Annotated in this window: 31 protein-coding genes; 14 read left to right on the forward strand and 17 right to left on the reverse strand. The window is 65.6% G+C overall.

Annotated elements, in window-relative coordinates:
* The first annotated feature begins 85 nt into the window (after positions 1-85).
* Genes J4G43_RS08700 through ychF form a run of 3 tightly spaced genes read left to right on the forward strand, consistent with a single transcriptional unit; the run spans position 86 to position 2,618 of the window.
* Positions 86-802, forward strand: coding sequence for a 50S ribosomal protein L25/general stress protein Ctc (locus J4G43_RS08700; protein ID WP_071909565.1), 717 nt, complete (start codon positions 86-88; stop codon positions 800-802).
* 58 nt (positions 803-860) lie between these two features.
* The gene (pth, locus tag J4G43_RS08705; protein ID WP_208084540.1) at positions 861-1,466 is read left to right on the forward strand and encodes an aminoacyl-tRNA hydrolase; all 606 of its coding nucleotides are present in this window, start codon (positions 861-863) and stop codon (positions 1,464-1,466) included.
* 54 nt (positions 1,467-1,520) lie between these two features.
* A complete protein-coding gene (ychF, locus tag J4G43_RS08710; protein ID WP_028151572.1) occupies positions 1,521-2,618 on the forward strand; it encodes a redox-regulated ATPase YchF in 1,098 nt (365 codons plus the stop codon).
* A 120-nt stretch (positions 2,619-2,738) separates the two neighbouring features.
* Here the strand turns inward: ychF and J4G43_RS08715 are convergent, their stop codons facing one another.
* The gene (locus J4G43_RS08715; RefSeq protein WP_063985551.1) at positions 2,739-3,035 is read right to left on the reverse strand and encodes a DUF4282 domain-containing protein; all 297 of its coding nucleotides are present in this window, start codon (positions 3,033-3,035) and stop codon (positions 2,739-2,741) included.
* Between the two features lie 156 nt (positions 3,036-3,191).
* On the opposite strand from J4G43_RS08715, the gene J4G43_RS08720 reads away from it, so the two are divergent.
* From J4G43_RS08720 to J4G43_RS08730, 3 genes are all read left to right on the forward strand, one after another.
* Entirely contained in the window at positions 3,192-3,644 is a 453-nt protein-coding gene (locus J4G43_RS08720; RefSeq protein ID WP_208084541.1) for a MaoC family dehydratase, read from the forward strand.
* Entirely contained in the window at positions 3,644-4,123 is a 480-nt protein-coding gene (locus J4G43_RS08725; RefSeq protein ID WP_208084542.1) for a MaoC family dehydratase, read from the forward strand. The genes J4G43_RS08720 and J4G43_RS08725 overlap by 1 nt, the downstream gene beginning before the upstream one ends.
* Before the next feature lie 199 nt (positions 4,124-4,322).
* A complete protein-coding gene (locus J4G43_RS08730; protein ID WP_166103493.1) occupies positions 4,323-4,469 on the forward strand; it encodes a hypothetical protein in 147 nt (48 codons plus the stop codon).
* A 42-nt stretch (positions 4,470-4,511) separates the two neighbouring features.
* Here the strand turns inward: J4G43_RS08730 and J4G43_RS08735 are convergent, their stop codons facing one another.
* From J4G43_RS08735 to J4G43_RS08755, 5 genes are all read right to left on the reverse strand, one after another.
* Positions 4,512-4,649, reverse strand: coding sequence for a hypothetical protein (locus J4G43_RS08735; RefSeq protein ID WP_014492018.1), 138 nt, complete (start codon positions 4,647-4,649; stop codon positions 4,512-4,514).
* 317 nt (positions 4,650-4,966) lie between these two features.
* A complete protein-coding gene (locus tag J4G43_RS08740; protein WP_063985548.1) occupies positions 4,967-5,389 on the reverse strand; it encodes a hypothetical protein in 423 nt (140 codons plus the stop codon).
* A 217-nt stretch (positions 5,390-5,606) separates the two neighbouring features.
* Positions 5,607-6,530, reverse strand: coding sequence for a hypothetical protein (locus J4G43_RS08745; RefSeq protein WP_208084543.1), 924 nt, complete (start codon positions 6,528-6,530; stop codon positions 5,607-5,609).
* A 382-nt stretch (positions 6,531-6,912) separates the two neighbouring features.
* Positions 6,913-7,353, reverse strand: coding sequence for a nuclear transport factor 2 family protein (locus J4G43_RS08750; protein WP_063985546.1), 441 nt, complete (start codon positions 7,351-7,353; stop codon positions 6,913-6,915).
* A 237-nt stretch (positions 7,354-7,590) separates the two neighbouring features.
* Positions 7,591-8,043 (reverse strand): nuclear transport factor 2 family protein, encoded by a 453-nt coding sequence (locus J4G43_RS08755; RefSeq protein WP_063985545.1) that lies wholly within the window; start codon positions 8,041-8,043, stop codon positions 7,591-7,593.
* A 294-nt stretch (positions 8,044-8,337) separates the two neighbouring features.
* Between J4G43_RS08755 and J4G43_RS08760 the strand changes: the two genes are divergently transcribed.
* Positions 8,338-8,574 (forward strand): hypothetical protein, encoded by a 237-nt coding sequence (locus tag J4G43_RS08760; RefSeq protein WP_208084544.1) that lies wholly within the window; start codon positions 8,338-8,340, stop codon positions 8,572-8,574.
* Between the two features lie 98 nt (positions 8,575-8,672).
* Here the strand turns inward: J4G43_RS08760 and uvrB are convergent, their stop codons facing one another.
* Complete coding sequence (uvrB, locus tag J4G43_RS08765) at positions 8,673-11,630, reverse strand: excinuclease ABC subunit UvrB (protein ID WP_208084545.1); 2,958 nt, start codon at positions 11,628-11,630, stop codon at positions 8,673-8,675.
* 245 nt (positions 11,631-11,875) lie between these two features.
* Here uvrB and J4G43_RS08770 point away from each other — a divergent pair, with 245 nt between their 5' ends.
* Positions 11,876-13,435, forward strand: a complete 1,560-nt coding sequence (locus tag J4G43_RS08770; protein ID WP_208084547.1) for a gluzincin family metallopeptidase — start codon at positions 11,876-11,878, stop codon at positions 13,433-13,435.
* A 15-nt stretch (positions 13,436-13,450) separates the two neighbouring features.
* On the opposite strand, the gene J4G43_RS08775 is transcribed toward J4G43_RS08770, so the two are convergent.
* The 4 genes from J4G43_RS08775 to J4G43_RS08790 form a co-directional block, all read right to left on the reverse strand.
* Positions 13,451-14,257: an HAD family hydrolase gene (locus J4G43_RS08775; protein WP_208084548.1), complete on the reverse strand. Its 807-nt coding sequence runs from the start codon at positions 14,255-14,257 to the stop codon at positions 13,451-13,453.
* Positions 14,258-14,451: 194 nt separating this feature from the next.
* Complete coding sequence (locus J4G43_RS08780; protein ID WP_063985544.1) at positions 14,452-14,682, reverse strand: hypothetical protein; 231 nt, start codon at positions 14,680-14,682, stop codon at positions 14,452-14,454.
* A gap of 54 nt (positions 14,683-14,736) precedes the next feature.
* On the reverse strand, positions 14,737-14,964 hold the full coding sequence (locus J4G43_RS08785; protein ID WP_071909573.1) for a hypothetical protein: 228 nt from the start codon (positions 14,962-14,964) through the stop codon (positions 14,737-14,739).
* 124 nt (positions 14,965-15,088) lie between these two features.
* Complete coding sequence (locus J4G43_RS08790) at positions 15,089-16,006, reverse strand: LysR substrate-binding domain-containing protein (RefSeq protein ID WP_208084549.1); 918 nt, start codon at positions 16,004-16,006, stop codon at positions 15,089-15,091.
* 307 nt (positions 16,007-16,313) lie between these two features.
* On the opposite strand from J4G43_RS08790, the gene J4G43_RS08795 reads away from it, so the two are divergent.
* From J4G43_RS08795 to J4G43_RS08805, 3 genes are all read left to right on the forward strand, one after another.
* Complete coding sequence (locus tag J4G43_RS08795; protein ID WP_208084551.1) at positions 16,314-17,093, forward strand: sulfite exporter TauE/SafE family protein; 780 nt, start codon at positions 16,314-16,316, stop codon at positions 17,091-17,093.
* The gene (locus J4G43_RS08800) at positions 17,090-17,320 is read left to right on the forward strand and encodes a hypothetical protein (protein ID WP_208084552.1); all 231 of its coding nucleotides are present in this window, start codon (positions 17,090-17,092) and stop codon (positions 17,318-17,320) included. Before J4G43_RS08795 ends, J4G43_RS08800 begins: the two co-directional genes overlap by 4 nt.
* Positions 17,321-17,505: 185 nt before the next feature.
* Positions 17,506-18,201 carry a glutathione S-transferase family protein gene (locus J4G43_RS08805; protein ID WP_208084553.1) on the forward strand — a complete coding sequence of 232 codons (696 nt, stop codon included), beginning with the start codon at positions 17,506-17,508 and terminating at the stop codon, positions 18,199-18,201.
* A 62-nt stretch (positions 18,202-18,263) separates the two neighbouring features.
* Here the strand turns inward: J4G43_RS08805 and J4G43_RS08810 are convergent, their stop codons facing one another.
* A complete protein-coding gene (locus tag J4G43_RS08810; protein WP_225004746.1) occupies positions 18,264-18,491 on the reverse strand; it encodes a cysteine-rich CWC family protein in 228 nt (75 codons plus the stop codon).
* Between the two features lie 114 nt (positions 18,492-18,605).
* Between J4G43_RS08810 and J4G43_RS08815 the strand changes: the two genes are divergently transcribed.
* The 3 genes from J4G43_RS08815 to J4G43_RS08825 all read left to right on the forward strand — a co-directional run bounded on the left by J4G43_RS08815 (position 18,606) and on the right by J4G43_RS08825 (position 21,792).
* Positions 18,606-20,162, forward strand: a complete 1,557-nt coding sequence (locus J4G43_RS08815) for a DUF1800 domain-containing protein (RefSeq protein ID WP_208084554.1) — start codon at positions 18,606-18,608, stop codon at positions 20,160-20,162.
* A gap of 2 nt (positions 20,163-20,164) precedes the next feature.
* Positions 20,165-21,382, forward strand: coding sequence for a DUF1501 domain-containing protein (locus tag J4G43_RS08820; RefSeq protein ID WP_208084555.1), 1,218 nt, complete (start codon positions 20,165-20,167; stop codon positions 21,380-21,382).
* Positions 21,383-21,468: 86 nt separating this feature from the next.
* Positions 21,469-21,792 carry a heme-degrading protein HmuQ gene (locus J4G43_RS08825; protein WP_085399303.1) on the forward strand — a complete coding sequence of 108 codons (324 nt, stop codon included), beginning with the start codon at positions 21,469-21,471 and terminating at the stop codon, positions 21,790-21,792.
* 18 nt (positions 21,793-21,810) lie between these two features.
* Here the strand turns inward: J4G43_RS08825 and J4G43_RS08830 are convergent, their stop codons facing one another.
* From J4G43_RS08830 to J4G43_RS08850, 5 genes are all read right to left on the reverse strand, one after another.
* Positions 21,811-22,752: an aldo/keto reductase gene (locus tag J4G43_RS08830; RefSeq protein WP_208084556.1), complete on the reverse strand. Its 942-nt coding sequence runs from the start codon at positions 22,750-22,752 to the stop codon at positions 21,811-21,813.
* A gap of 262 nt (positions 22,753-23,014) precedes the next feature.
* Positions 23,015-23,467, reverse strand: a complete 453-nt coding sequence (locus J4G43_RS08835; protein ID WP_208084557.1) for a GNAT family N-acetyltransferase — start codon at positions 23,465-23,467, stop codon at positions 23,015-23,017.
* A gap of 87 nt (positions 23,468-23,554) precedes the next feature.
* The gene (locus tag J4G43_RS08840; protein WP_208084558.1) at positions 23,555-24,367 is read right to left on the reverse strand and encodes a PAS-domain containing protein; all 813 of its coding nucleotides are present in this window, start codon (positions 24,365-24,367) and stop codon (positions 23,555-23,557) included.
* Between the two features lie 128 nt (positions 24,368-24,495).
* Positions 24,496-24,642, reverse strand: coding sequence for a hypothetical protein (locus tag J4G43_RS08845; protein WP_208089608.1), 147 nt, complete (start codon positions 24,640-24,642; stop codon positions 24,496-24,498).
* Between the two features lie 85 nt (positions 24,643-24,727).
* Complete coding sequence (locus tag J4G43_RS08850) at positions 24,728-24,919, reverse strand: hypothetical protein (protein ID WP_208089609.1); 192 nt, start codon at positions 24,917-24,919, stop codon at positions 24,728-24,730.
* Positions 24,920-24,921 lie beyond the last annotated feature (2 nt).

A 24,921-nucleotide genomic window follows, 5' to 3' on the forward strand; every position in this document is an offset into this window, starting at 1 on the left:
CCCCGCACCCCTGGAGGCTTGCTGCGAACTGCACCATGGGCCGCGCTGCGGCCCATTAACTTTTGCAAAAACAAGGACTTAGACTATGGCGACGACCGTCAAGGAATTGAAGGCGACCGCACGTCCGAAGAGCGGCAAGGGGGCCGCCCGGGCAGAGCGTCGCGCCGGGAAAGTGCCCGGAGTGATCTATGGCAACAAGCAACCCCCGCTCCCGATCTCGGTTGACGATCGTGAACTGCGCCAGCGCATCCTCGCCGGCCGGTTCCTGACCACGCTGGTCGACATCGACCTCGAGGGCAAGAAGCACCGCGTGATCCCGCGCGACTATCACCTTGATCCGGTCAAGGATTTCCCGATCCATGTCGACTTCATGCGTCTCGGCGAAGGTGCCACCATCCGCATCAGCGTTCCCTTGCATGTGGTGAAAGCAGAAGGTTCGCCCGGCGTGAAGCGCGGCGGCGCCGTCAACATCGTCGCGCATTCGATCGAGCTCGAATGCGGCGTCGAGAGCATCCCGCAATTCATCGAGGCTGATGTCGGCTCACTCGAAATCGGTCACTCGCTCCATCTGTCGGACATCAAGCTGCCGGCCGGCGTGAAGGCGCTGACCCGCGAGGACGCGACCCTCGTCACCATCGTGCCGCCGTCCGGCTACGCCGAAGAGCAGAAGGCCGCGGCTGCGGCTGCAGCTCCGGGCGCTGCTGCGGCTGCTCCGGCGGCTGGCGCTGCGGCTCCGGCTGCGGGTGCTGCTGCTCCGGCTGCGGCTGCCAAGGCTCCCGCCGGCGGCGACAAGAAGAAGTAATCTCTCAAAGCTGGCGCGCGGTCCTTGATCGCGCGCCGAGCGAGGGGCGCGCCGCGTCATGCGACTCTTTGTTGGGCTCGGCAATCCCGGCGCTAAATACGCACGTAACCGGCACAATGTCGGCTTCATGGCCGTCGACGAGATCGCGCGGCGTCATGGCTTTGCGCCATGGCGCCGTCGTTTTCAGGGCGAGACCTCGGAAGGTGCGATCGGCACTGAGCGGATCATCCTGCTCAAGCCGACGACCTACATGAATGACTCCGGCCGTAGCGTTCAGGAAGCGGCAAGCTTCTTCAAGATCGCGCCGGGCGACGTCACCGTGTTCCACGACGAGCTCGAACTGCCGCCGGGCAAGGTGCGGGTGAAGATCGGCGGCGGCATCGCCGGCCACAACGGCCTGCGCTCGATCTCGGCGCATATCGGCAACGACTATCGCCGGGTCCGGCTCGGCATCGGTCATCCCGGCGTCAAGGAACTGGTGCACGGCCACGTGCTGTCGGACTTCGCCAAGGCCGACAACGACTGGGTGGCGACGCTGTGCGAGGCGGTGGCCGAGCACGCGGCACTGGTTGCCAAAGGCACGGACGCGACCTTCGCCAACAGGGTGCATCTCGCCATGCAGGCGAAGGGCTTTTTGACCAAGGACGAGAACGGCAAGGAATAGGGCGCCGTTTTCTCCGTCAAGCCCGGCCATGACGAATACGAATAGAGGACGACCATGGGATTTAAATGCGGGATCGTCGGGTTGCCCAATGTCGGCAAGTCGACCTTGTTCAACGCGCTGACCGAGACGGCCGCGGCGCAGGCCGCGAACTATCCGTTCTGCACCATCGAGCCGAATGTCGGCGAAGTCGCCGTGCCCGATCCGCGGCTCGACAAGCTCTCGGCCATCGCCAAATCGGCGCAGATCATCCCGACCCGGCTGACCTTCGTCGACATCGCCGGCCTCGTGCGCGGCGCCTCCAAGGGTGAAGGCCTCGGCAATCAGTTCCTCGCCAACATCCGCGAGGTCGACGCCATCGCGCATGTCGTGCGCTGCTTCGAGGATTCCGACATCACGCATGTCGAGGGCAAGATCGCCCCGCTCGCCGACATCGAGACCATCGAGACCGAGCTGATGCTCGCCGACCTCGACAGCCTCGAGAAGCGCGTCGACAACCTCACGAAGAAAGCCAAGGGCAACGACAAGGACGCCAAGGAGCAGCTCGACCTCGTCAACCGCACGCTGGTGCTGCTGCGCGAGGGCAAGCCCGCCCGCCTCGTCGAGCGCAAGGCGGAAGAGGAGCGCGCCTTCGGGATGCTCGGCCTGCTGTCGTCGAAGCCCGTGCTCTACGTCTGCAACGTCGAGGAAGGCTCGGCCGCCACGGGCAATTCGTTCTCCAAGGCGGTGGAGGAGCAGGCGGCCAAGGAAGGCGCCGTTGCCGTCGTCATCTCCGCCAAGATCGAATCCGAGATCGCCACCATTTCGCGCGAGGAGCGCGCCGACTTCCTGGAGACGCTGGGTCTCGAAGAAGCCGGCCTCGATCGCCTGATCCGCGCCGGCTACACCCTGCTCGACCTCATCACCTATTTCACGGTGGGCCCGAAGGAAGCGCGCGCCTGGACCATCTATCGCGGCACCAAGGCCCCGGGCGCGGCCGGCGTGATCCACACCGACTTCGAGAAGGGTTTTATCCGCGCCGAGACGATTGCGTATGAGGACTATGTCGCGCTGAACGGCGAAGCCGGCGCACGCGATGCCGGCAAGCTGCGTCTCGAAGGCAAGGAATACGTCGTCGCCGACGGCGACGTGATGCATTTCAGGTTCAATACGTAAGGTCTCAACGGATGCGTAGGGTGGGTTAGCGAAGCGTAACCCACCACTGTTTCTATCCGCGGAAACAGAAGAGGTGGGTTACGCCTTCGGCTAACCCACCCTACGGCACCTACAGCCGCCTCACCGCGCCCCGCCGCCCTGGTCGCGGATCGCGCCGAGATGCTCGTTGATGCGGAAGACGATCAGGATCAGCTCCGCGGCGATGCGCGAGAACACGATGCCGACGACGATGCTCGCGATCGACGACAGCAGCACCAGGAAGCCGCCGAACGGGCTGATCGCCATCGTCGCGAGACCGGAGAAGATTCCGGAAAGGCCGAACAGGCAGATCAGTGCGATCACCAGCCAGTAGAAGGTCTTGATGATCGTAGGGGTTATGAATCGGTCCCATTGAAACAGGTCGCTGAATGAAAACATTGCTCTCCCCAGGGCAAATCGGGCCTCGGCCTGCCGGTTGATCCGACTCAAGACCAACGCCGACACCCCATATGTAGCACGAGCCATGCGGGCCGGCGGGTTGAGATTGCCGCAAAGTGCGGCCACAATCTGTCATTCCCTCGAAGCTTTCCCGAGATGACCCTGACCTTCGAAGATTTCCCGCCCGGCCGGTTCGGAACATTCGGCCCGCGCCATGTCACCCGCGACGAGATCTTGGCTTTCGCCGCCGAGTTCGATCCGCAGCCGATGCACCTCGATGAGGAGGCCGCGGCCAAGAGCATGCTGCGCGGCCTGTCCGGCTCGGGCTGGCACCTCTGCTCGCTGATGATGCGGATGATGGCCGATGGCTTCATCACACGCGCCGCTTCGCTCGGCTCGCCCGGCGTCGACGAGGTGCGCTGGCTGTCACCCTTGCGGCCCGGCGACGATCTCATGCTCGACGTCGACGTGCTGGAGGCGCGCGCCTCGAAGAGCCGGCCGGAGCTCGGCATCGTCAAGTTCAAATGCACGGTGCGCAACGCCAAGGGCGAGGCGCTGTGCGAGATGACCTCGCCGATCATGATCAAGCGGCGCGAGGGAGCAGTCTGATGCCCTTCTTCGAGGAGATCGAGATCGGCCACCGCCGCGAGATCGGCGCCTACACGTTCACCGCGGAGTCCATCAAGATTTTCGCCGCAAAGTTCGATCCGCAGCGCTTCCACCTCGACGAGGAGGAAGGCAAGAACTCGCTGTTCGGCGGCCTCGCGGCCTCAGGCTGGCATATCGGCTCGGCCTGCATGAGCCTGCTTGTCGCCGACGGCCAGCGTCTGGCGCGTGAGGCCGCTTCGCGCGGCGAGGAGGTCGCGGTGTGGGGGCCGTCGCCGGGCTTTCGCGACCTGCGCTGGATCAGGCCGGTGCTCGCCGGCGACACCGTCGCCTACGTCAACGAAGTCATCGACAAGCGCAGCTCCGCCTCGCGCCCCGGCTGGGGCATTCTGACGGCCCGCACCACCGGCACCAATCAGCGCGGTGAGGAGGTCTATTCCATCACCGCCAGCGCCTTCGTGCCGATGCGGAAGGGCGGTTAGACCTGTTCCAAGATGAACGGTCCAAATGTGTGCGCGAGTGTTGCCCGCGCGCTATGGACGCGATTCCGGGCGGCTGCCATAAGCCTGCTCAACATGATGACCCGCGAAGCAGTTGGCGGAACCATCGAGTTGCTAACCAATTATGAACCTGTCGCTGTCTAATTGAAACGAATTGGGCAGAGAACAGGGGACGAGGACCATGGCAGACCGCGGCGCACTCAAGCTGGTGGGATTTATCTTTGCGACCGCGACGCTGGCAGTGATGCTGGTCGCCGGCATGGTGGTGAAGGGCTATGCCGATGGCGGCTACACCCTGGAAGCCTCGACGGTCGACGCGAGCCGTTAAGGGCTCGTTAACTCTTCGGGGCCGGACGTCCGGCCTCCGCCGTCAGCGGCTATAGACGAACGCCAGCACCGCGATCGCGACCGCCAGCAATCCGACGAAGCGCAGCATGATCGTGCCGAACTGGTTCGGCGCGGGCCGCAGCGGGATAGGGTCCGTGTTGTCGGGCCGAATGCTTTCCATCTGAAATGTCCCCAGGCCCGGCCGCAAGGCTGCGGGCGCTTGGCATTGGTCGGCGGGGAGGGGCGGTGGGTTCAAAGTGAATGTTGTCGCCCGCGCGGCGCTCACCAAACCCTCCGCTGTCATGCCCCGCGAAGGCGGGGCATCCAGTACGCCGCGGCTTCTCGGCTCAATCACTGTCGTCTCTGGAATACTGGATCACCCGCTTTCGCGGGTGATGACACCTGGACAGAAGAGACGGAGTACCGCTTCACGCCCACGAATCAAAACCGCCGCGCCCCTTGCGGAACGCGGCGGCTGATGATGCTTGACGTGAGTGATCAGCTGTTGCGCAGGCCGTCGGCGGCGCGCTTCCACTGCGCGACGTTGTCGGCGATCATGCGGGTCGACTTCATCGCGGCCTGGCTGAGCTGGGCGTAGCCGGAGATCTCGCGCTGGACGCGCTGGCCTTCGGCATGGAGCAGGTCGCGCAGGCTCTCGAGCTCGGAGATCAGGTTCTCGATCTCGGCGAGCGAGGTGCCGGCGACGCGCTGGATCAGCGAGTTGACGTTGGTGACGGTGGCTTCCGCGCTCGGATCGAGCGGCGGCGTGTCGGTGGTTCCCGATGCCGGCCGGCGCAGATAGGCGATGTCGTTGCGGACGAAGTCGCGGATGCCGGCTTCAACTTCCGTCACTGCGGCGAGGTTGGTGTCGACCGTCTCGGTCTCGGTGGCTTCGGTCTTTTCCGGACGCATGGCGTTCATCGTTATTCCCCTGTTCGCGTTGAGCGCGGCGCGAGTGTCCCCCGCACGACGAGTTCGGCCATCCGACTAGGGCGTCGGATTTTGACCGCAACTTGGCCGAGATACGGCAAGGGCGGACGATTCGGGGGCTTTGCCGTGGCGTATGGTTACGAGAGTCTGAACTGCTGGGAAAACGAACCTATCCCGGGATGATGGGAGAGGGTGGGCGCGGAACTTGCTACCAGCTCTTCTTGAAGCCCGCCGTCAGGCTCTTGTTGATCGCGCCCTGCGAGGTCTCGCCGACCGAGCCGGAGACGGTGACGTTGTCGAACAGCTTTTGCTCGGCGCCGACCTTGCGCAGCCATTTGTCGTCGGTGGTCGACAGCGACTGGCCGGCGGTGATGCTGGTGCCGGTGTCGGTGAGGGTGACTTTGGCGCTCTGCTCGGTCTCGTAATTGCGCGTGACGCGCCCGCCGATGCCGGGCACCGCGGTGGTGCCCTGCTGGTTGACGCTGTAGCCGTTCTGGAGCGTCAGCGACGTGTCGCTCGACAGCGGCACGGACTTGATCAGCGACGCCCCGATCTTGCTCTGCTCGGCGCCGGGATCGACGCGGGCTTCCACCGCGGTCTTGTCCCAGATCGAGCCGGCGCCCGGCGCGGTCGCCGCCGCCCAGGCGCTGCCGGAGGATTGCGGCAGGCTGCCGCCATTGGTGGCTTTCTGCGCCAGCAGCTCGGACATCGTCCGCGGCTCGCTCGTCACCGTCATGTCGGCGCCGATGCGGGCGTCCCAGAACGAGGAGACCGACTGCTTCACCGTCACCGCCGAGGAGCCGTTGGCATTCGCGTTCGACGACCAGTTCAGGCCGTCCTTGGCGGCGGCCTGGGCGCGCTTCTTGGCGGCCATGACGTCGTTGCCGGTACCGGCGTCGACCGCGAGCTGGCTCCAGTCGAGCTTGTCGACGTCGATGCCCTTTAATATGTCGGGGTCGTTGACGTCGGGGGCTGCGGCGGTCTCTGTGGCTTCGGTCTCGGCCTCGTCGTCAGGCGCAGCCGCCGAGAAGGGCGGGATGATCTGCGCCGAGACCGTCAGGACCGAGCCCAAAATTAATGCGGCCGCCAGCACCGGCAGCCTGGTCCAGCCAAAACCTGTCGAGAATTCCATCGTCCTGCCCGCGAGCCCAGCGCATGCTTGCCGCCACTATAATGCGGCCTTCGGTGATGACCATGCGCCATTCGGTCCACTCAACACATGGTGATCTATCGTTGCGAAATTGTGGCGGCTCGCCTCGGCAAGGGCATGATCCGGACCCGAAGGGCCGCGCCGGCGCAAAGTGTGCAGCGGGTTTTCCCTCGCGACAAACGCGGAACGCGTTTGCGCGGAGATCATGCTCAAACCACTGGAATGGCGAACCAACGGGCCGCGCGAAAGGCGCGCCCGATGACGAGCTTCGCCACGACGGCATCCGGCGGGGCTGGAGGCCAGGACGCGGGTCGGGCGAGCATCAATCATCGGTCCCGGCAAGCGGGGCCCGTTGGCGTCCCCCTCAGCCGACGCGGGTCATCTTCGGCAGATGAATGGCGCGGCCGAGTGCCTGTTCAACCAGATCGAAAGTGTCGACCAGCACGCGCATGCTGATCAGCTTGCCCGCCCTGAACTGGGCGAACTGTGCGACCCGCAAGCTGATCGGCTTGTCGGAATCCAGCGCGGTCAGCGAATAGCGCAGCATCGAGGCGGCGGAATCCACGCCGAGCATGATGCTCTCGCGGTCGAAGCGGCGGACGTGGAAATTGTCGGCGAGCTGGCGGATGACGTCGAGCACGGCGTCCCGGCCCTGGCGCGCGCCGAGGAACGGAAACATGTCGATCGGGCCGTAGATCGCCCACTCGACGTCCTCGTCGATCAGGGCCTCGATGTCCCTGAAATCCCGGTCGTTCACCGCGCGATGCAACGCGCGCGAGAAACGCCAGAGGCTGTGCTCTGTCATTTGGGGGCGTCCTGAAGCTGGCTTGCAGAAAAAAAGGAAAGCAACCCCATGCACAGCAAAGGTGCGGGGGCCGCTTAACTCATTCGTATACAAATAAAATAGGCGATTTCGGCCAAAACGCAATTCACGTTTTCGCAATGCACAATTGATGCGGCTTTGTGAGATTTACAACAGAACCCCGTAATCTCCCGGTCTCTGCTTTATCTCTGCCCGTCAGAACGGGGCGAGGGCGAAGGGTCATCCTCCGTCCACCCGCGCGCCCACGATCAGCGGCCCGATCTCCCGCTCCAGCACCTGCTGCACCAGATCGTAGGAATCGATGATCTCGCGGATCTGTGCCACCAGTCCGCCCCGGAAGCTGTAGAACACGGCCATGTCGAACTGCACGACGCGATCGTTGCTGCGCTTCTTGAAGTAGGTGTGCATGTAGGTCGCGACCTCGTCGCCCTCGGCGAGGATGTGCGGCGCCTTGTAGCGGATTTCGGAATAGCGCGACCAGACCGTCTGCCACAGCTCGCGCAGCTCCTGCTTGCCGTGGCGCGGCACCATGTGCGGCAGCACGTCGATCGGCGCGTGGGTGAGGAAGTCGACGTCGTCGGTGCAGCACGACAGCGCGGCCTCGATATCGCCGCGTGCAAAACTGTCCAGCAGATGCAGCACGCGTTGCCTGTTCAGCGATTCAACCGTCATGCCGCTCCCGCCCTCGTGGGGTGTCGATTGCAAACGCCAATGCGCGCTCCGCGGGTCCATCAATCCGCAAAAACAAAGGTGTCCGGATCATATGACGCGCCGATGCAGGGCCGGGTTCATGAAATGCAATTATGGGTTGCGTACGTAGTCGCCTGCACGATTTCGAGCGGGTTTTCGCGTCCCGCGATGACGCCGCGTGCATGCCGGCGGGCGCGTCCCGCCACGCACGGCACGCGGGAACCCGCGCCCGTCGGTGCTCGTTGAGACACCGAAACCGATCCGGAGACATCGATCATGAAATCCCTGCTTCTCACCGTCACCGCAGCACTTCTGATGTTGGGCGCGACCTCCGCCGCCAACGCCAAGGGCTGCATCAAGGGCGCGGTCGTCGGCGGCGTCGCCGGCCACTATGCCGGCCATCACGGCGTCCTGGGCGCCGCCGCCGGCTGCCTCTACGGCAGACATCACGCCAAGGAGCAGGAAAAGCAGCAGCAACAGCAGGGTCAGGTAAACGGGCAGGGGAAGCTGTAAGGCGCGAACGGCACCACATGCTCCCTCGTCATTCCGGGGCGCGCGAAGCGCGAGCCCGGGATCCATAACCACGACAAGCGCAGACGATACTCCGTCGCCTACCTCTTCTTCCACCCACCCCGCCGTCCCGGCTGTCCACCCGTCGACTTCGGCGCCGGTCCGAACTCCGGCCCGGACTGCCTTGAGTCCGTCGGCTGGATGATCCGGCTCGTGTTGCCGAACGGCTTTGCCGGCAGGCTCGGGTTTTCGCGGTAGGGCAACGATTCCGGCCCGTGCATTTCGTCGAGATGCGGCTTGTGCACCTTCGAGCCGCTGCCGCCGCCGCTCGCTTTCAGCGCGGAGCTCACGGTTTTCTTCTTCATCGCGCTGACGGGCAGGTTGGCGGCGTCGCCGTACTTCTTGGTGCCGGCATAGGCGCCGGCCTTGCCCTGCACGGTGCGCTGCTTGACGGTGGGGTCGTCGACCACTGCGAGCTCGGTGGCGCGCAGGCGCTTGACTTCGTCGCGCAGGCGGGCGGCTTCCTCGAAGTTCAGATCGGCGGCGGCCTCGCGCATCCTTGTTTCGAGATCGGCGAGCACGGCTTCAAAATTGTGGCCGATCGAGATGACGTCGTCGGTCATGTCGTGGCCGCCGACCTCGACCAGCACGTGGTCGCGCTCGTAGACGGAGTTGAGGATGTCGCCGATCTGCTTCTTCACGCTCTCCGGCGTGATGCCGTTGGCGGTGTTGTACTCGACCTGCTTTTCGCGGCGCCGGTTGGTTTCCGCGATGGCGCGCTCCATCGAGCCCGTCATCTGGTCGGCATAGAGGATCACCTTGCCGTCGACGTTGCGCGCGGCGCGGCCGATGGTCTGAATCAAGGACGTTTCACTGCGCAAAAAGCCTTCCTTGTCGGCGTCCAGAATCGCGACCAGCGCGCATTCGGGAATGTCGAGGCCTTCGCGGAGCAGGTTGATGCCGACCAGCGCGTCGAACGCGCCGAGACGGAGGTCCCTGATGATCTCGATGCGCTCGATGGTGTCGATATCGCTGTGCATGTAGCGGACGCGAATGCCCTGCTCATGCAGATATTCGGTGAGATCCTCCGCCATGCGTTTTGTGAGCACGGTGATCAGCGAGCGATAGCCGGCTTGGGCTGTGGCGCGCACCTCGCCGACGAGATCGTCCACCTGGGTGCGGGCGGGGCGGATGTTGACGGGCGGATCGATCAGGCCCGTCGGGCGAATGACCTGCTCGACGAATACGCCGCCGCTTTCGTTCAGCTCCCAGCCGCTCGGCGTCGCCGACACCGCGACCGTCTGTGGCCGCATCATGTCCCATTCCTCGAAGCGGAGCGGGCGGTTGTCCATGCAGGAGGGCAGGCGGAAGCCGTATTCGGCCAGCGTCGCCTTGCGGCGGAAGTCGCCGCGGAACATGCCGCCGATCTGCGGCACGGTGACGTGGCTCTCGTCGGCGAACACCAGCGCATTGTCGGGGACGTATTCGAACAGTGTCGGCGGCGGCTCGCCGGGCAGGCGCCCGGTGAGATAGCGCGAATAATTCTCGATGCCGGCGCAGCTTCCGGTCGCCTCCATCATCTCGAGATCGAAGGTGGTGCGCTGCTCCAGCCGCTGCGCTTCCAGCAGGCGGCCCTGGTCGTGGAGCTGGTCGAGCCGCTGCTTCAGCTCCGATTTGATCGACTTGATCGCCTGCACCAGCGTCGGGCGCGGCGTCACGTAGTGCGAGTTGGCGTACATCTTGATGAATTCGAGCTCGTCCTGCTTGTGGCCGGTGAGCGGATCGAACTCCTCGATGGTCTCGATGGTGTCGCCGAACAGGTTTACGCGCCAGGCCCGGTCCTCGTAGTGCGCCGGGAAGATGTCGATGACGTCGCCGCGGACGCGGAAGGTACCGCGGGTAAAATCGGCCTGGGTGCGCTTGTACTGGAGGGCGACGAGGTCGGCGATCAGCTGGCGCTGGTCGATGCGCTCGCCCTTCTTCAGCGCGAAGGTCATCGCGGTGTAGGTCTCGACCGAGCCGATACCGTAGATGCAGGACACCGACGCCACGATGATGACGTCGTCGCGTTCGAGCAGCGCGCGCGTCGCCGAGTGGCGCATGCGGTCGATCTGCTCGTTGATCGAGGAGTCCTTTTCGATGTAGGTGTCCGTGCGCGGAACGTAGGCTTCCGGCTGGTAGTAGTCGTAATAGCTGACGAAATATTCGACCGCGTTGTCGGGGAAGAAACTCCTGAACTCGCCATAGAGCTGGGCGGCGAGCGTCTTGTTCGGCGCCAGGATGATGGCGGGCCGCTGCGTCGCCTCGATCACCTTGGCCATGGTGTAGGTCTTGCCGGAGCCGGTGACGCCGAGCAGCACCTGCGAGCGGTCGTTACGCTGGATGCCTTCGACCAGCTCGGCGATCGCGGTCGGCTGGTCGCCGCGCGGCTGGTAGGGCGATTTGATCTCGAAGCGCACGCCGCCTTCGGACTTTTCCGGGCGCGGCGGGCGGTGCGGCGTCCACACCTTGGTGGAGCCGTCGTCCCTGCGGAACTCCGGCCGGCCCTCGCGGATCAGCGATTCCAGCGCGTCGGCGGTGGCCTTGACGCCGAGCGCCTCCATCTTGGTGCGCGGCGGACGCGCCAGCGCCTCGGCGTCGTCCTCCTCGGTGGGAAGCCCGAGCTGCCGCGCCAGTTCCGGATCGAGGGTCGGGATCGTGGCGGCAGTGCCGTAATTGGCCTGCGGCGCTTCTTCAAAGCCTTCGGTGGTCGCGCGCGCGCCCGGCGGCTGCGGATTCGGCCGCAGCGGCATCGGCTTGGCATTATCCTGCGGAAACTCCTTTGGCGTCGAGGCGCGTGCGCGATGGGCGGCAGCCTCGCCCCCGGCGCGGCGGTCGCGCGAATTGTCCGGCGGCGGCTGCAGCCCGGTGCCCGATCCCAGCCCGGCATCGCCGCGATTGATCGCGGGATTGAGCAACTCGGCCAGCGCCGGCCCGATCGGCTGCACGTCAGGCCGATGTGCCTTGGAGTTCGGGGCCTTGGATTTGGGGGATTTCGGGGGAGCAGGTTTCTTCGCCATGCCCCGAATATGGGACGAGTCAGCGCTTCAGAAAAGAGCGAATGCCCGTCCGTGCTCAGGCTGCTGACAGCAGGTTGGCAGCAGGAGCCATGATCGCCCCGACGCGACAAATTTGTCGTTGCGTCGGACGGCGATGGCGCTACTTTAGGCGGTGTTTATTGCGCGATGATCTGACCATTTTCATGCATCTCGGCGGCGCTTTCGGCCGCAGGCGCGGCCAGTCGCCTCAACAGCGGGTAGATTCCATGACAATCAATTTCATCCCGAACGACCCCAATGCCGTGACCGACATGCAGCAACGGCAGCAGGACGCGCGGCCCGACCGTCCGGCCGGGCGTGCAAATTTCAACTATGAGGCTCACGCGGCCGAGGCCCCGTTCGGTGTCAATCAGCGGGATTTTCTGTTCTGGCAGAGCCGGGAAGCGGCGCTCGCCGCTGTGGAGGCCTGGGAGACCTATGCCGGCAACCTCGCCAGATGGTCGCAAGGGCCTCGCATCGACATCAGCCTGACCTACAATGACGGTGAAACGGTCGGCCCCCGGCGGTTGAATGCCTATTACGACACGCAAGGTGTTCGGTTCTTCGACTTCAACGACGGCACCACAACCACCTTCTCCGCGGCCAGCACCGACACGGTCAGCCATGAGGTCGGCCACGCCCTGCTCGATTCCCAGCGGCCGGAGCTGTTCAACAGCCCGCTACCTGAGGTCGGAGCGTTTCACGAAGCGTTCGGCGACGTGGTTGCCCTGCTGACCGCGCTGTCGGACCAGGCGACGCGGATCAAGCTGCTTGAGATCACGCCCGACCTGTCCCTGCCGAATTTCGTCGAGGCGAGTTCCGAATATCTGTCGGCCGCCATTCTCAAGCAGTTCGGCAACGTCAATCCCTCGAAGCCGCGGCGGGCGCTGAATACGTTCAAATGGCAGCTGCCCAGCACCTTGCCGGCCGGCAAGTTCGAAGATCCGCCCGAATTGCTCACGCGCGAGAGCCACAATTTCAGCCGCGTCTTCACCGGCGCATTCTATGACACGCTCCGCGGCGTGTTCGCGGCGAGCGGCGCCGGCAGCGAGGCGGCGCTGCTGACCGCCGCGCAGACCTGCGGCAGGCTGTTGGTCGAAGCGGTGCGGCAGACGCCGGAGACGGCGCGATATTTTCAGTCCGTGGGCCGGGCCATGGTCAAGGCCGACGGCCAGATCAACAACGGCGCCAATCGCGAGATCATCGGCAAAGCGTTCTCCGATCACGACATCATGCTCGGCAGCGCCGCCATGACCGCGCCGACCGCGGCGTTGGCGGGGCCGCCACCCAAGATCCTGAAGGCGAGCGCCACGATCGCGCCGAGCACGCTCTCGGATCTGCGCGAGCGGATCGGCGCGAAGGGCGCCAGATTCGCGATCCGCCCGCTCGCCATGCTCGGGGAGGGCGTGGCGGAAGCGGTGCATCGGCGCGAAGTCCCGCTCGGCGATATCGACACCAGACTTCGCGGCGTGGTCGCCTTCGCGGCGGAGCCGGTTCTGATCGGCCGCTCCGGCGCCCGTGCGGCGGTGCTCGGCGCGTTGCCAGAGCACAACCGCACGGAGGACGAGGTCGGCGCCTTCGTCGAGACGCTGCTCAGGAACGGTCGCATCGAGCTCGACGGCAAGCCGAAGGCGACCGCAAAGACGGCGAAGAAGAAGAAAGGGCTGGTGGCCGCCGCCGCGGCCGACGATGCGTCGTCGAACAATGTTCGCACCCACGTCATCCGCACGGTCGGCGGCAAAAGGGTGCTGACCCGCATCCGCTTCCTGTGCGGCTGCTGCATTTGAGGCGGCGGTCTGCGGTCAAAAGGCCGTCAAGCGGCGGCGGCGCAGAATGCGCCGCCCCTCAGAATCCGTTTCCACCCGATAGGTCGGCAGCACGGGCGATGCGGGATCGGGCGGACCGTCGGCGATCTGCTTGTTGGCCGCGAGCGACTGCACATTCAGAATGGCCTCGGCCACGTCGTCAGGACGGGGCGTCGAGTGCACCGCGGTGATGCGACCGGCCGAATCGAGGCTCGCCGCGACCTCCACCGGCAACTCAACATGCACGTCGTTGAAGCTGCCGAGGTCGGGCGAATGCAGCTGCACCAGATTGCGTGCAGTGCCGCGGAGCTTGTTCGGGCTGAGGTCCTCGATGGATTGAAGCCTCAGGCCACGGTCGGCCAAAGCGGGTCTGAACACCGCTTCGCTGTTCTTGAAACCGGCGGCGCCAATGTCCTGCGAGATCAGCAGGGGGGCCTGCGACCAGGACGTGAAATCGGTGCCATATCGCAGGGTCTTCATCCCAAGTTTGCGGCAGGCCGCTATATGATCGGCATTTTCCGTGATGAACAGCGCCTGATTCAAGCCGCCATCGACACCGGCGCGCTTAAAGGCTGTCTCGAACACCAAGGCATCGGGCTTTCTCGCGCCGGCATGGGTCGACAGCGTCACGCGTTCCTCGACCGGTTCGAAGAAGCGCCGCAGGCCGGTCCTGTCGAGCACCTCAAGGTATTCGGCAAAGGTCGCAGCGATCGCCTGTGATGTCCGCGGTTCAGGCATCGTGTAGTCCGAGACCAGGCACACGACCAGCGGCGCGTGGTCCGCCGTCTCGAAGGTCTCGATCACGCCGAGCGCGTCCTCGACGCCGGGAAACGGTTTTTCACTGGCGGAGTCGATCAGTGTATCGCCGAGATCGAGCAGCAGAGCCTTGATCATCCGTCATGCCTCGCCTGCGCGCGCGGTTGCTGCGCCAGCATAGCAGTTGCAGGGGCCGGATGGAATTGCGATTGCGAGCGTGCGACCGGATCGCCGGTCGCGCCTTACGCCGCCGGCGGCGGGGCCTCGTCGTCGTTGCTCGCCCGGTGCGGCTCGAGGATGTCGAGATGGATCCCGCCGCAATCGGTACAGCGCATGGTCCAGTACTCGCACCCGGCGCGGCCGCCGATCACGCGAAGCACCGCGAGATCGCCATCGCATTCGGGACATTTCGACAGCACATTGCGAGCGTAGATCCTCGGCCGCGGCGTGTCTTCGAATTCGATGACTGACATGACCGGTTCCCCCTTTATGCTGCGCTGTCCCTTGGTTCGCTTGGAGTCCCGCGCTTATTCGTCGTCGTGGTCGTCGGCCCGCCGGCGGAAGCGGTCGATGTGGTGCTTGGCATCGGCGATCGCCGCGTTCTGATCCGGCCAGGCGAAACCGACTTCCATGGCCGGAAACAGCACGCCGTCGATGGCGAGGGGGCTGAGATCGGCGCGGCGGATGCGGGCATGCCAGAGGCCTTTGCCGGCCTCGAAGGATTCGATGTCAAAGCCGTCGTAGATGGTCGTCATTGTAGTCCCCAAATGTTCCGTAAGTGTCTTGTTGAAGGGTCAGGGGACCACGTTTGGCGGGTTCAGTATGTGAAGCCATTCACAAGCGGCCGGCTTTTTTGCCCAGGGCCTCGTGGAACGGGCGTCAGTTCCGCGGCGCGGCGCGGCCGATCCGCCTGGCGGGGCGTGCGGCGGGCTCCGAGGCCGCCCGCATGATCCAGCGCCGGAACGCGGCGAAGTCGCGCTGCTCGGTCTGAAAACTGCGATACAGCAGGTACCAGCGCATGCCCTTGGGAACCGAGAGATCGAACGGCGCGACCAGCCGGCCGGCGGCGAGATCGTCGTCGATATAGGGCCGGATGCCCATGGCGATGCCGAGGCCGTCGGCGGCGGCCTGGAGCGCCTGGCCGTAGAACTGGAATTCCGGTCTGCGCGCGTTGATGCGGGTGAGGTTCGCGGCCTTGAGCCAGATCGGCCAATCCTCCGGCGAATGCGTAACGCGGATCAGGCCTGGCCCTTTGAGGTCGGCGGGCCGCTTCAGGCCGGTGGCGAGGCGAGGCACGCAGACCGGCGTGAGGTCGCCGGCGAATAGCGGCTCGGCGACCAGGCCGGGCCAGTCGCCGGTGCCGAGCTTGATGCCGCAGCTCCAGTCCTCGCCGAATGGGACCTCGGCACCGCCGGTGGTGAAACGCACCTCGATGTCGGGCTCCTCGCTGCGAAACTCCGACAGCCGCGGGATCAGCCAGCGCATCGCAAACGTATGTCCGACGCCGATGGTGAGCACGCGGACGCTGGAGGGCGCCGTCACCTGCGCGGTGAGGCTTGCCAGCGCGTCGAAGATCGGCGTCAGCCCGCCTTGATAGGCGCGGCCTGCCTGCGTCAGCACGAGCTTGTTGGCTTTGCGCTCGAACAGCGCGACGCCGAGACGTTCCTCCAGCAGATGCACCATGCGGCTGACAGCCGCCGCCGACACGCTGAGCTCGAGCCCGGCCGCCGCAAAGCTGCCGGTCCGCGCCGCCGCCTCGAATGCCTTGATGCCGTTGAGAAACAGCAGCCGCCGCAAATGACCCACCCTCAGGAAAGCTGATGCAAGGCCAAGATAACTCAGTTTGCGAAGCCGGGGCAAGCGAGGCACAAGAATGAGAGTAATTCCAAGTTGTGTTTCGGGGCCGCCGCCGCGTTCTTCGCCTCTCCCCGCACGCGGGGAGAGGCCGGAGTTTGCGAGAGCAAATTCCGGGTGAGGGGGACGCTCCGCGAGTCCCTCTGCCACCTTCCTTGCGGAGACTCCCCCTCACCCCACCCTCTCCCCGCAAGCGGGGCGAGGGTGTGATGCAGCCTTCGTTCCTTACGCGTTTGCAGGAGAATCTCTCGTGACGCCCATCATGATCGCTGCCCTTGGATTGCTGATGGTCGCCACCGCGTTCCTGTCGGGGCTGTTCGGCATGGCGGGCGGGTTGATCCTGATCGGCGTGCTGCTGGCGCTGATGCCGCTGCCGACCGCGATGGTGCTGCATGCGATCACGCAGATGGCCTCGAACGGCTGGCGCGCGTTCCTGTGGCGCGCGCATATCCGCTGGCGGCCGGTCGCGAACTACATGGTCGGCGCTGCCGTCGCGCTCGCGGCCTGGTCGCTCACCCGCTACGTGCCGGACAAGCCGATGGCGCTGCTGCTGCTCGGCGTCACCCCGTTCATGGCGCGGCTGCTGCCGTCGAACATCAAGCCGGATCCTGACCGTCTCTGGCAGGGCACCGTCTATGGCACGATCTGCATGGGCTTGATGCTGATGACCGGCGTGTCGGGACCGTTGCTCGACACCTTCTTCCTCGGCGGCGATTTCGGCCGGCGCGAGAAGGTGGCGACCAAGGCGATGTGCCAGCTCGTCAGCCATTTCACCAAGCTCGTCTATTTCGGCGGCATCATCGACCAGGCCGCGAGCCTCGATCCCGTGCTCGCCGGCGTCGCGATTCTCGCCTCGATGCTCGGCACCACGCTGGCGCGGCGCATCCTCGAAGCCATGACCGACCAGCAATTCGTGGCCTGGTCGAACAAGCTGATCACCACCATCGCCTGCTACTACATCGCCTATGGCGGCTGGCTCCTGCTTCGTACCCCGGTGCTGGCGGCCTTCGACAAGGGAGGTTTGCAATGAGCGAGACGGCCGACCCGCTGGTGCTGGACTTCGTCGAATGGATCGCGCGCGAGCCGCGCGCCTATGCCGAGGTGATCGCGACCTGGAAGACCTCGTGCCCGCGCCTCACCATCTGGGAAGACGCCGCCGAGCGCGGCTACGTCACCCGCGAAACGATTGCAGGCGTGGGGCTGATCATCGCGGTGACGACGGACGGCGAGAGGTTGCTGCGCACGAACGGGCGGTGACACACACCTCCGCCTCCACATCGTCATTGCGAGCGCAAGCGAAGCAATCCAGAATGGGAGACCCTCACCCTGAGGAGCGCGCATCTTGCGCGCGTCTCGAAGGGCGAGGCCGAGATCGGGCCTTCATCCTTCGAGACGCGCGTTCCGTGCTCCTCAAGATGAGGGTCTGGCAGGGAAGGCCTTTCATGTCGCTCAAGCTCTTCGAACTCGTCGGTACCGATGCCGCGCGCCCGTTCAGCCCCTATTGCTGGCGCACGCGGATGGCGCTGGCGCACAAAGGCCTGTCGGCGGAATCGCTGCCCTGGCGCTTCACCGAGAAGAGCGCGATTTCGCCGCACGGCTCGGAGAGGGTCCCGGTGCTGCTGCATCATGACAAGCCCGTGATCGATTCCTGGGCGATCGCGAATTATCTCGAAGACAATTTTCCAGACCAGCCGTCGCTGTTCGGCGGCGAGGGCGGCCGCGCCATGGCGCGCATGCTCAATGCTTGGGGCGACATCGCCATCGTCGGCGGCCTCTCTCTGCTGATCGTCGCCGACATCCCGAAAAACCTCGGCGAGGTCGACGCCGCCTATTTCCGCCAGTCGCGCGAGGCGCGGTTCGGCAAGCCCCTGGAAGAGGTCCAGGCGAGCCGCGAGACCGGCGTCGTCGCGTTCCGCAAGTCGCTCGAAGTGATGCGGCAGACGTTCAAGACGCAGGCCTATCTCGGCGGCAGCGCGCCGAACTATGCCGACTATATCGTGTTCGGCGGTTTTCAATGGGCGCGTGTGGTGAGCCCGTTCAGCCTGCTGGAAGCGGATGATCCCGTCTATGCGTGGCGCGAAAAACTGCTCGACGCGTTCGACGGCCTGGCGCGGAAGTCCCCGGGGCACGCGGTGTAGCTTCGTAGCCCGGATGGAGCGCAGCGAAATCCGGGATTGGTGCCCGCGGAAGGATTCCCGGATTACGCTTGCGCTCCATCCGGGCTACGCGCTTCTGCCGCCGCCTTCCTCAGACATTCCCGGCACAAACAATCCTCGCCTTTGACTGGCATCGGCAGCCGCGCCGTTTCCTCCGCGCACCAGCAGCTTCCCGAGAGATCGCAGCCGAACTCGGTGCCGCAACGGGAGCAGGCGAGGCGGCGCGGCTCCGGCAAGGGAAAATCGGAGGGAAATTCTTTCGGATTTGTCATGATTTGCCCAAAGGCTTCGCCGTCATTTTCATGCCGGGTTCATCTCCCGCTACGGTATATTAGGCGCTGCGCTCAGACTCGGAAAGCGGTTGGCAACGCGCGAAGGACACATCGATGGCCCGCGATTCGCAAGCTGCCCTCGTCGCGCTCAACCGCTTCGGTTTCGGAGGGCGCGGCGGGGCGTCCGGCGATCTCATCAACGCGGCGTCCGATCCGCGCGGCTTCGTGATGGCGGAACTCGCGCGCCCCAACGGCGTGCTGCTGGAGGCGCCGGGGCTGCAATCGACGCCGCAGCTGGGCCAGGCCGTGTTCGCCTATCAGGATCAGGTCAAGCAGGCGCGCGAGGCCGCGAAGGCCGCTGCGCCCGCTGAAGGGGCGCAGCAGGCACCGGCCGACCAGAAGCCGGGGCTGCGCCGCAATCTCTCGCTGAACGCGGCCGCGACCGAGATCGCCGGCCAGATGGCCGAGGCCAAGCCCGCCGACAATGCGGCGAAGCCGGATACGATGCAGCCCAACGCTGCCGCGCCCCCTGCTGCCAAGCCCGCGCCGCAGCCGCTCAACGTGATCCAGAAAACCTTTCGCGCCGAGGCGCTGGCGCGGTTGCAACGCGCGACGCTGGTCGAGTGTGGCTTCACCGAGCGGCTGGTGGTGTTCTGGTCCAACCATTTCTGCATCTCCGCGAGCAAGGGCGAGCTGGCGCGGATCTGGGCCGGCGCGTTCGAGCGCGAGGCGATCCGGCCGCATGTGCTCGGGCGCTTCGCCGACATGCTCAAGGCCGTCGAGCAGCATCCGGCGATGCTGTTCTTCCTCGACAACCAGCAATCGCTCGGGCCGGACTCGCGCGCCGGGCAAAACCGCAAGCGCGGGCTGAACGAGAATCTCGCGCGCGAGATCATGGAGCTTCATACGCTCGGCGTCGGCGGCGGCTACACGCAGGACGACGTCACCTCGCTCGCGCGCATCATCACCGGCTGGACCTTTGCCGGACGGCAGGGGCAGCTGGGAACGCCCGGCTCCTTCGTGTTCAACGTCAATGCGCACCAGCCCGGGCCGCAAATGCTGCTCGGCAAGACCTACGAGCCGACCGGCCTTGCGCAGGGCGAGGCCGCGCTCGCCGACATCGCGCGCCACCCTTCGACCGCCAATTTCATCGCCACCAAATTCGTCCGTCATTTCGTTGCCGACGATCCGCCGCCGGCGCTCGTGGCGCGATTGCGCGACATCTTCGTCAAGACCGACGGTGATCTCAAGGCGCTTGCCGCGGCGCTCGTCGATTCCGACGAAGCGTGGAAGGCGCCGTTGACCAAGATGCGCTCGCCCTACGACTTCGTGGTCGCGAGCGGCCGGCTGCTCGCGCGCGTGCCGGAAGATCCCGGCGGTTATCTCAACAATCTCAATCTGCTCGGTCAGCCGCTGTGGTCGCCCGCCGGGCCGAACGGTTTTCCGGATACCAGCGCGGCCTGGGCCGCACCCGAAGGCATCAAGCTCCGGCTCGACATCGCGGCACAGATGGGCGCGCGGCTCGGTAACAACATCGATCCGCTCGACCTGCTGGAGTTCGCGGCTGCGGATGCGGCCTCGATCGAGACGCGCAAAACCATCGAGCGTGCGGAATCGCGCCAGCAGGCGCTGGCACTGCTGCTGATGTCGCCGGAAATGCAGAGGAGATGATGATGATCGACTGCGTCGAGAACCGGCTCCTCACCTCGCGCCGCGGCCTCCTGCTCGGCGGCGCCTCCTTCGCGGCCTGGGCCTATTTGCCGAAATTCGCCCGCGCGGCCGGCGGGCGCGATCCGTGCTTGATCGTGGTAATCCTGCGCGGCGCGCTCGACGGGCTCTCGACCGTCGCGCCGCTCGGTGACCCCGACTATGCCGGCCTGCACGGCTCGATCGCGCTTGCCGCCGACGGCGCGCATCCCGCGATCATGCTCGATACTTTCTTCGCGCTGCATCCGGCGATGCCGGAATTCGCGCGCATGTATCGCGACATGCATGCCGCGGTGATCCATGCCGTTGCGACGCCCTATCGCGACCGCTCGCATTTCGATGGCCAGGACGTGCTCGAAAGCGGCTATGCCGGCCCCGGCCGCGTGCAATCCGGCTGGCTCAATCGCGCGCTCGAAGCGCTGCCGCGCGGCGAGCGTGTGTCGAGCGGGCTCGCGGTCGGTCCGACCACGCCGCTGGTATTACGCGGCAATGCGCCAACCGTCGGCTGGGCGCCGGTGGCGCTGCCGCAGGCCGACGACGACACCGCGATGCGGCTGGTCGATCTCTATCGCCACCGCGATCCCGCGCTGGCCTCCGCGCTGTCGCAGGGCCTCCAGTTGGAGAAGGCCGCGAGCGGCGACGACATGAAGCCGAAGCCCGGCAATCAGGTCGCGCAGATGCGGCAGGTCGCGCGCGGCGCCGCAAAACTGATGGCGGCCGACGACGGTCCGCGCATCGCCGCGCTCGCTTTCGACGGCTGGGATACGCATGCCAATGAAGGCGGTCCGGTCGGGCGTCTGGCCTTCCTGCTCGGCGGCCTCGATGGCGCGCTTGCCGAGTTCGAAAGCGGCCTAGGCGAGCGCTGGCGCGACACCGCAATCGTCGTCGCCACCGAGTTCGGCCGCACCGCGCGCATCAACGGCACCGACGGCACCGATCACGGCACGGGAACGATCGCACTGCTCGCCGGCGGCGCGGTGAAGGGCGGCCGCATCATCTCCGACTGGCCCGGCCTCAAGCTCGCGAATCTCTACGAAGGCCGCGACCTCAAGCCGACCACGGATTTGCGCTCCGTGATCAAGGGCGTGCTGCAGGGACAGTTCGGCCTGTCCGATCGCGTGCTGGCGGAGACGGTGTTCCCGGACAGCGCCGCCGCGCGGCCGATGAAGGGATTGGTGGCGTAATAACAGCCACCGTCATTCCGGGCCCGCGCCTTGCGGTGCGTCCCGGAATGACGACATGATGAGCCGAGCATCAGGAGATCACCCGCATGTACATCGCCATGAACCGCTTCCGCGTCACCAAGGGCTCTGAAACCGCTTTCGAACAGGTCTGGCTCTCGCGCGACACGTTTCTCGACGGGGTGCCGGGCTTCGTCGAATTCCATCTGCTGCGCGGTCCCGAGCTCGAGGACCACACGCTCTATGCCTCGCACACGATCTGGGCGAACCACGCCGCGTTCGAGGCGTGGACCAAGTCGGAGGCGTTTCGCGCGGCGCATCAGCGCGCTGGCGATAACAAGCCGCTCTATCTCGGCCATCCCCAGTTCGAAGGCTTTGAGGTGATGCAGACGGTGGGACGCGGCGCGAAGTAACGCGCCGCGCTTTAAACGTCAGCCCTGGGTGATCTTGTCGATCTCCGCCATCTCATAGGCGCTGAGCTTCCACGCGATCGCCTTGACGTTCTGCTCGATCTGCTCGACGCGGGTGGCGCCCGCGATGACGCTCGAGACCTGCGGGCGGCCGGCGAGCCAGGAGAAGGCGAGCTCGAGCATCGAGTGTCCGCGCGCTTGCGCAAAGGCCTGCAGCTTCTCGACGATCGCCTCGTTGCGCGGGGTGACGTAGCGGTCGCGCAGCCGCGGAGTTTGGCCAAAGCGGGTGTCGCCGGGTGCGGACTCACCCTTTTTGTATTTGCCGGTCAGAAGTCCACTCGCGAGCGGGAAGAACGGCAACAGGCCGAGCTTGTATTCCGTTGCTGCCGGCAGCAGGTCCTTCTCGATGTCGCGCACGACCAGGGAATATTCGTCCTGGCAGGAGACGAAGCGGCTGACATTCATCGCGCGTGCGACATACTCCGCTTCCGCAATCCGCCACGCCGGAAAGTTGGAATTGCCGATGTAGCGGACCTTGCCCTGGCGGACGAGATCGTCGAGCGCGCGAAGACTCTCCTCGATCGGTGTCAGCGGGTCGTAATCGTGCTGCTGGTAGAGGTCGATGTAATCGGTCTTCAGCCGCTTCAGGCTCGCGTCCACGGCCTCCATGATGTAGCGGCGCGAGGCGCCCTGCTTGGTTCCGTCCTCCGCCATCGGCTTGGAGTATTTCGTCGCCAGCACGATGTCCTTGCGGCGATCGCCCAGCACGGCGCCGAGCACGTTTTCCGAGCCGCCCATGGCCGAATAGATGTCGGCAGTGTCGAACAGCGTGATGCCGAGATCGAGCGCGCGGTGGATCACCTTGCGCGAGGCCTCGAGGTCGATGCGCTGGCCAAAATTGTTGCAGCCGAGCCCGACCGCGGACACGCGCAGGCCGGAGGCGCCGAGATTACGAATTTCCATGGGAGGTCCTGTCAGGAGAAAGCGGGCCATTGTGGCCGCGCTGCCCGCTAGCGGCAAGGCGTCGCCTTGCGTTGCTGCCATGCTGCCGGGAACTGAAGCCAAAAAAATGCGGCCCCTGTCAGACGCGGCGACTGACGGGGACCGCTTTGGGGCGCTTGATCGGTGACGGGGGGCCTGATCAGACGCAGGTGCAACGTAGTCCCGCTATGTTACGCGCGGGTGACAGGCAGAGTTATCCACAGGGACTCCGCGGCTGCCGCGATCAGAAGATCTTGCGATAGACGATGAAGCCGGAGCGCTCGGCGACCTTGTCGTACAGGCTCTGCGCCGTGACGTTGGTCTCGTGCGTCTGCCAGTAGACCCGCGGGGACCCCGCGAGCTTTGCGCGCTCGTAGACGCCGTATATCAGCGCCGAGGCGACGCCCTTGCCGCGCGAGGCCTCCAGCGTGAACAGGTCCTGCAGATAGCAGGACGGTTCGATCGCCGTGGTGCTGCGGTGAAACAGATAGTTCGTCATGCCGAGCAGCTTGCCGTCGCTCTCGGCGACCAGCCCATGCACCGGTTCATAGCCATCGAAGAAGCGCTGCCACGTCATCCGCGTGTCGGGGGCCAGCGCGGTCGGGCCGGAGCGGCCGTAGAAAGCGTTATAGCCATCCCACAACGGCAGCCATTGATCGTAGTCCTGTTTCGTGACGGAGCGAATGGTGAGCGACATGTGGGTTTCCGCGATCTCGGAGGACGCAAGGCGATGAAGCGTCCTTCATACGTGATGATCGCACTGCCGATCAATCGCGCCGTCGCATCACTCCGCGACGCGCAAGTACCGCATCAGCCTGCGGCCCGCGGGGTCGCGTAGCGAGCGGTAGTACTCGGCGCGCGCGGGCGGGTCGGTGTGGCGTACGAGGTCGGTCACGGGCGTGTAGCTCAGCATGCGCCCGCCATCGGGCAGGACGGCGCCGACGAAGCGCAGCACCTCGCCATTACGCAAGGCGATGTTGATCGGCGTGGCATCGCCGATCCGCACCATTTGCATCCGCTGCGCGATGAAGGGGCCGAGCTCGTCCTCGGGCAGCTCGAACGCGCCGGTGTCGCGGCCGTGATACATCAGCGCAATGAAGGGCGGCTTGCCGTCGGCCACTTCGTCCGGCAGCGCAAAATAGTCGCGAAATGCGCGGTTGATGAATTCGGCACGCGTTTCGGCGTCGAGCAGCACGATGCCGATATCGACCTGGTCGAGCGCGGCCGACAGCCGCGCGGCGGTGGCGTGGCTCTGGCGCTCGGCGGCGAATGTGCCGAGCAGTCGCTCGCGCATCAGGCCGGTGATTGCGGCCGTGCCGGCAGTCGTCACGGCGAGGAGGCCGAGTCGGACCAGATCCGCCGCCGCATAGCCCGGCAGGGCCCGATGGGCCAGAAAGAACAACGCCGCGCCGATCACCGCGACGGCAGCGCTGGTCATGGCGGAAGCGAGGCCCGACAGTGAGCCGGCGAGCGCCACGATGCAGACGAACAGGGGCGCAGGCGAGGGAACATGGATATAGCGATCGAGCAGGATCGCCAGCAGCGCAATTGCCGCTGTGAGCGCCGGACCGGAGATCGCACGCCATCCGAACCGCATGGGCCAGTCTCGCTCCTCCCGAACGAGGTAAGGCCGCAACACTGGCTGATCGTTGCGCCCATGCGATGCGATTTCATGCGGTGCGCTTAAGGAGCACTTGCCGGCAAGGGCAAAGCTTTCGGATGATTTTAGGCCAAATGCGCGTGCCTGAGGCGCTGCTGCTGCGCCGGCGCATTCAGCGTCGACGTCCCCGAGTTCTTGCGCACGCCGGTGAAAATCAACAGCGATGCCGCGACCAGGATGGCCGCAGTCAGGGTGATTGCAACGACTACCACGGGCGATTTCATCGGTGTCCTGTCGCGATGCCGGTCGGCGCGGGCCGCGCGGCACCTTGAAGGCGGGTCCGGGATGAAACGGGGATCAGACCGGCAGGCCCATCGCCATGGTCGCCTTGGTCGACAGCACCGTCAGGGTGACGATCAGGCACAGCGAGAGCGCGGCAACGGCGAGCGAGGCCACGACCGCGTTGGTCAGCCGGGAAGACGAAACGGTAACGGTTGGCCCCGAAAGCCTGCCGTGCCGGACGCCCGAATCATGGTCTAAATCCTTCAACG

The organism is Bradyrhizobium barranii subsp. barranii (assembly GCF_017565645.3).
Taxonomy (GTDB): Bacteria; Pseudomonadota; Alphaproteobacteria; order Rhizobiales; family Xanthobacteraceae; genus Bradyrhizobium; species Bradyrhizobium barranii.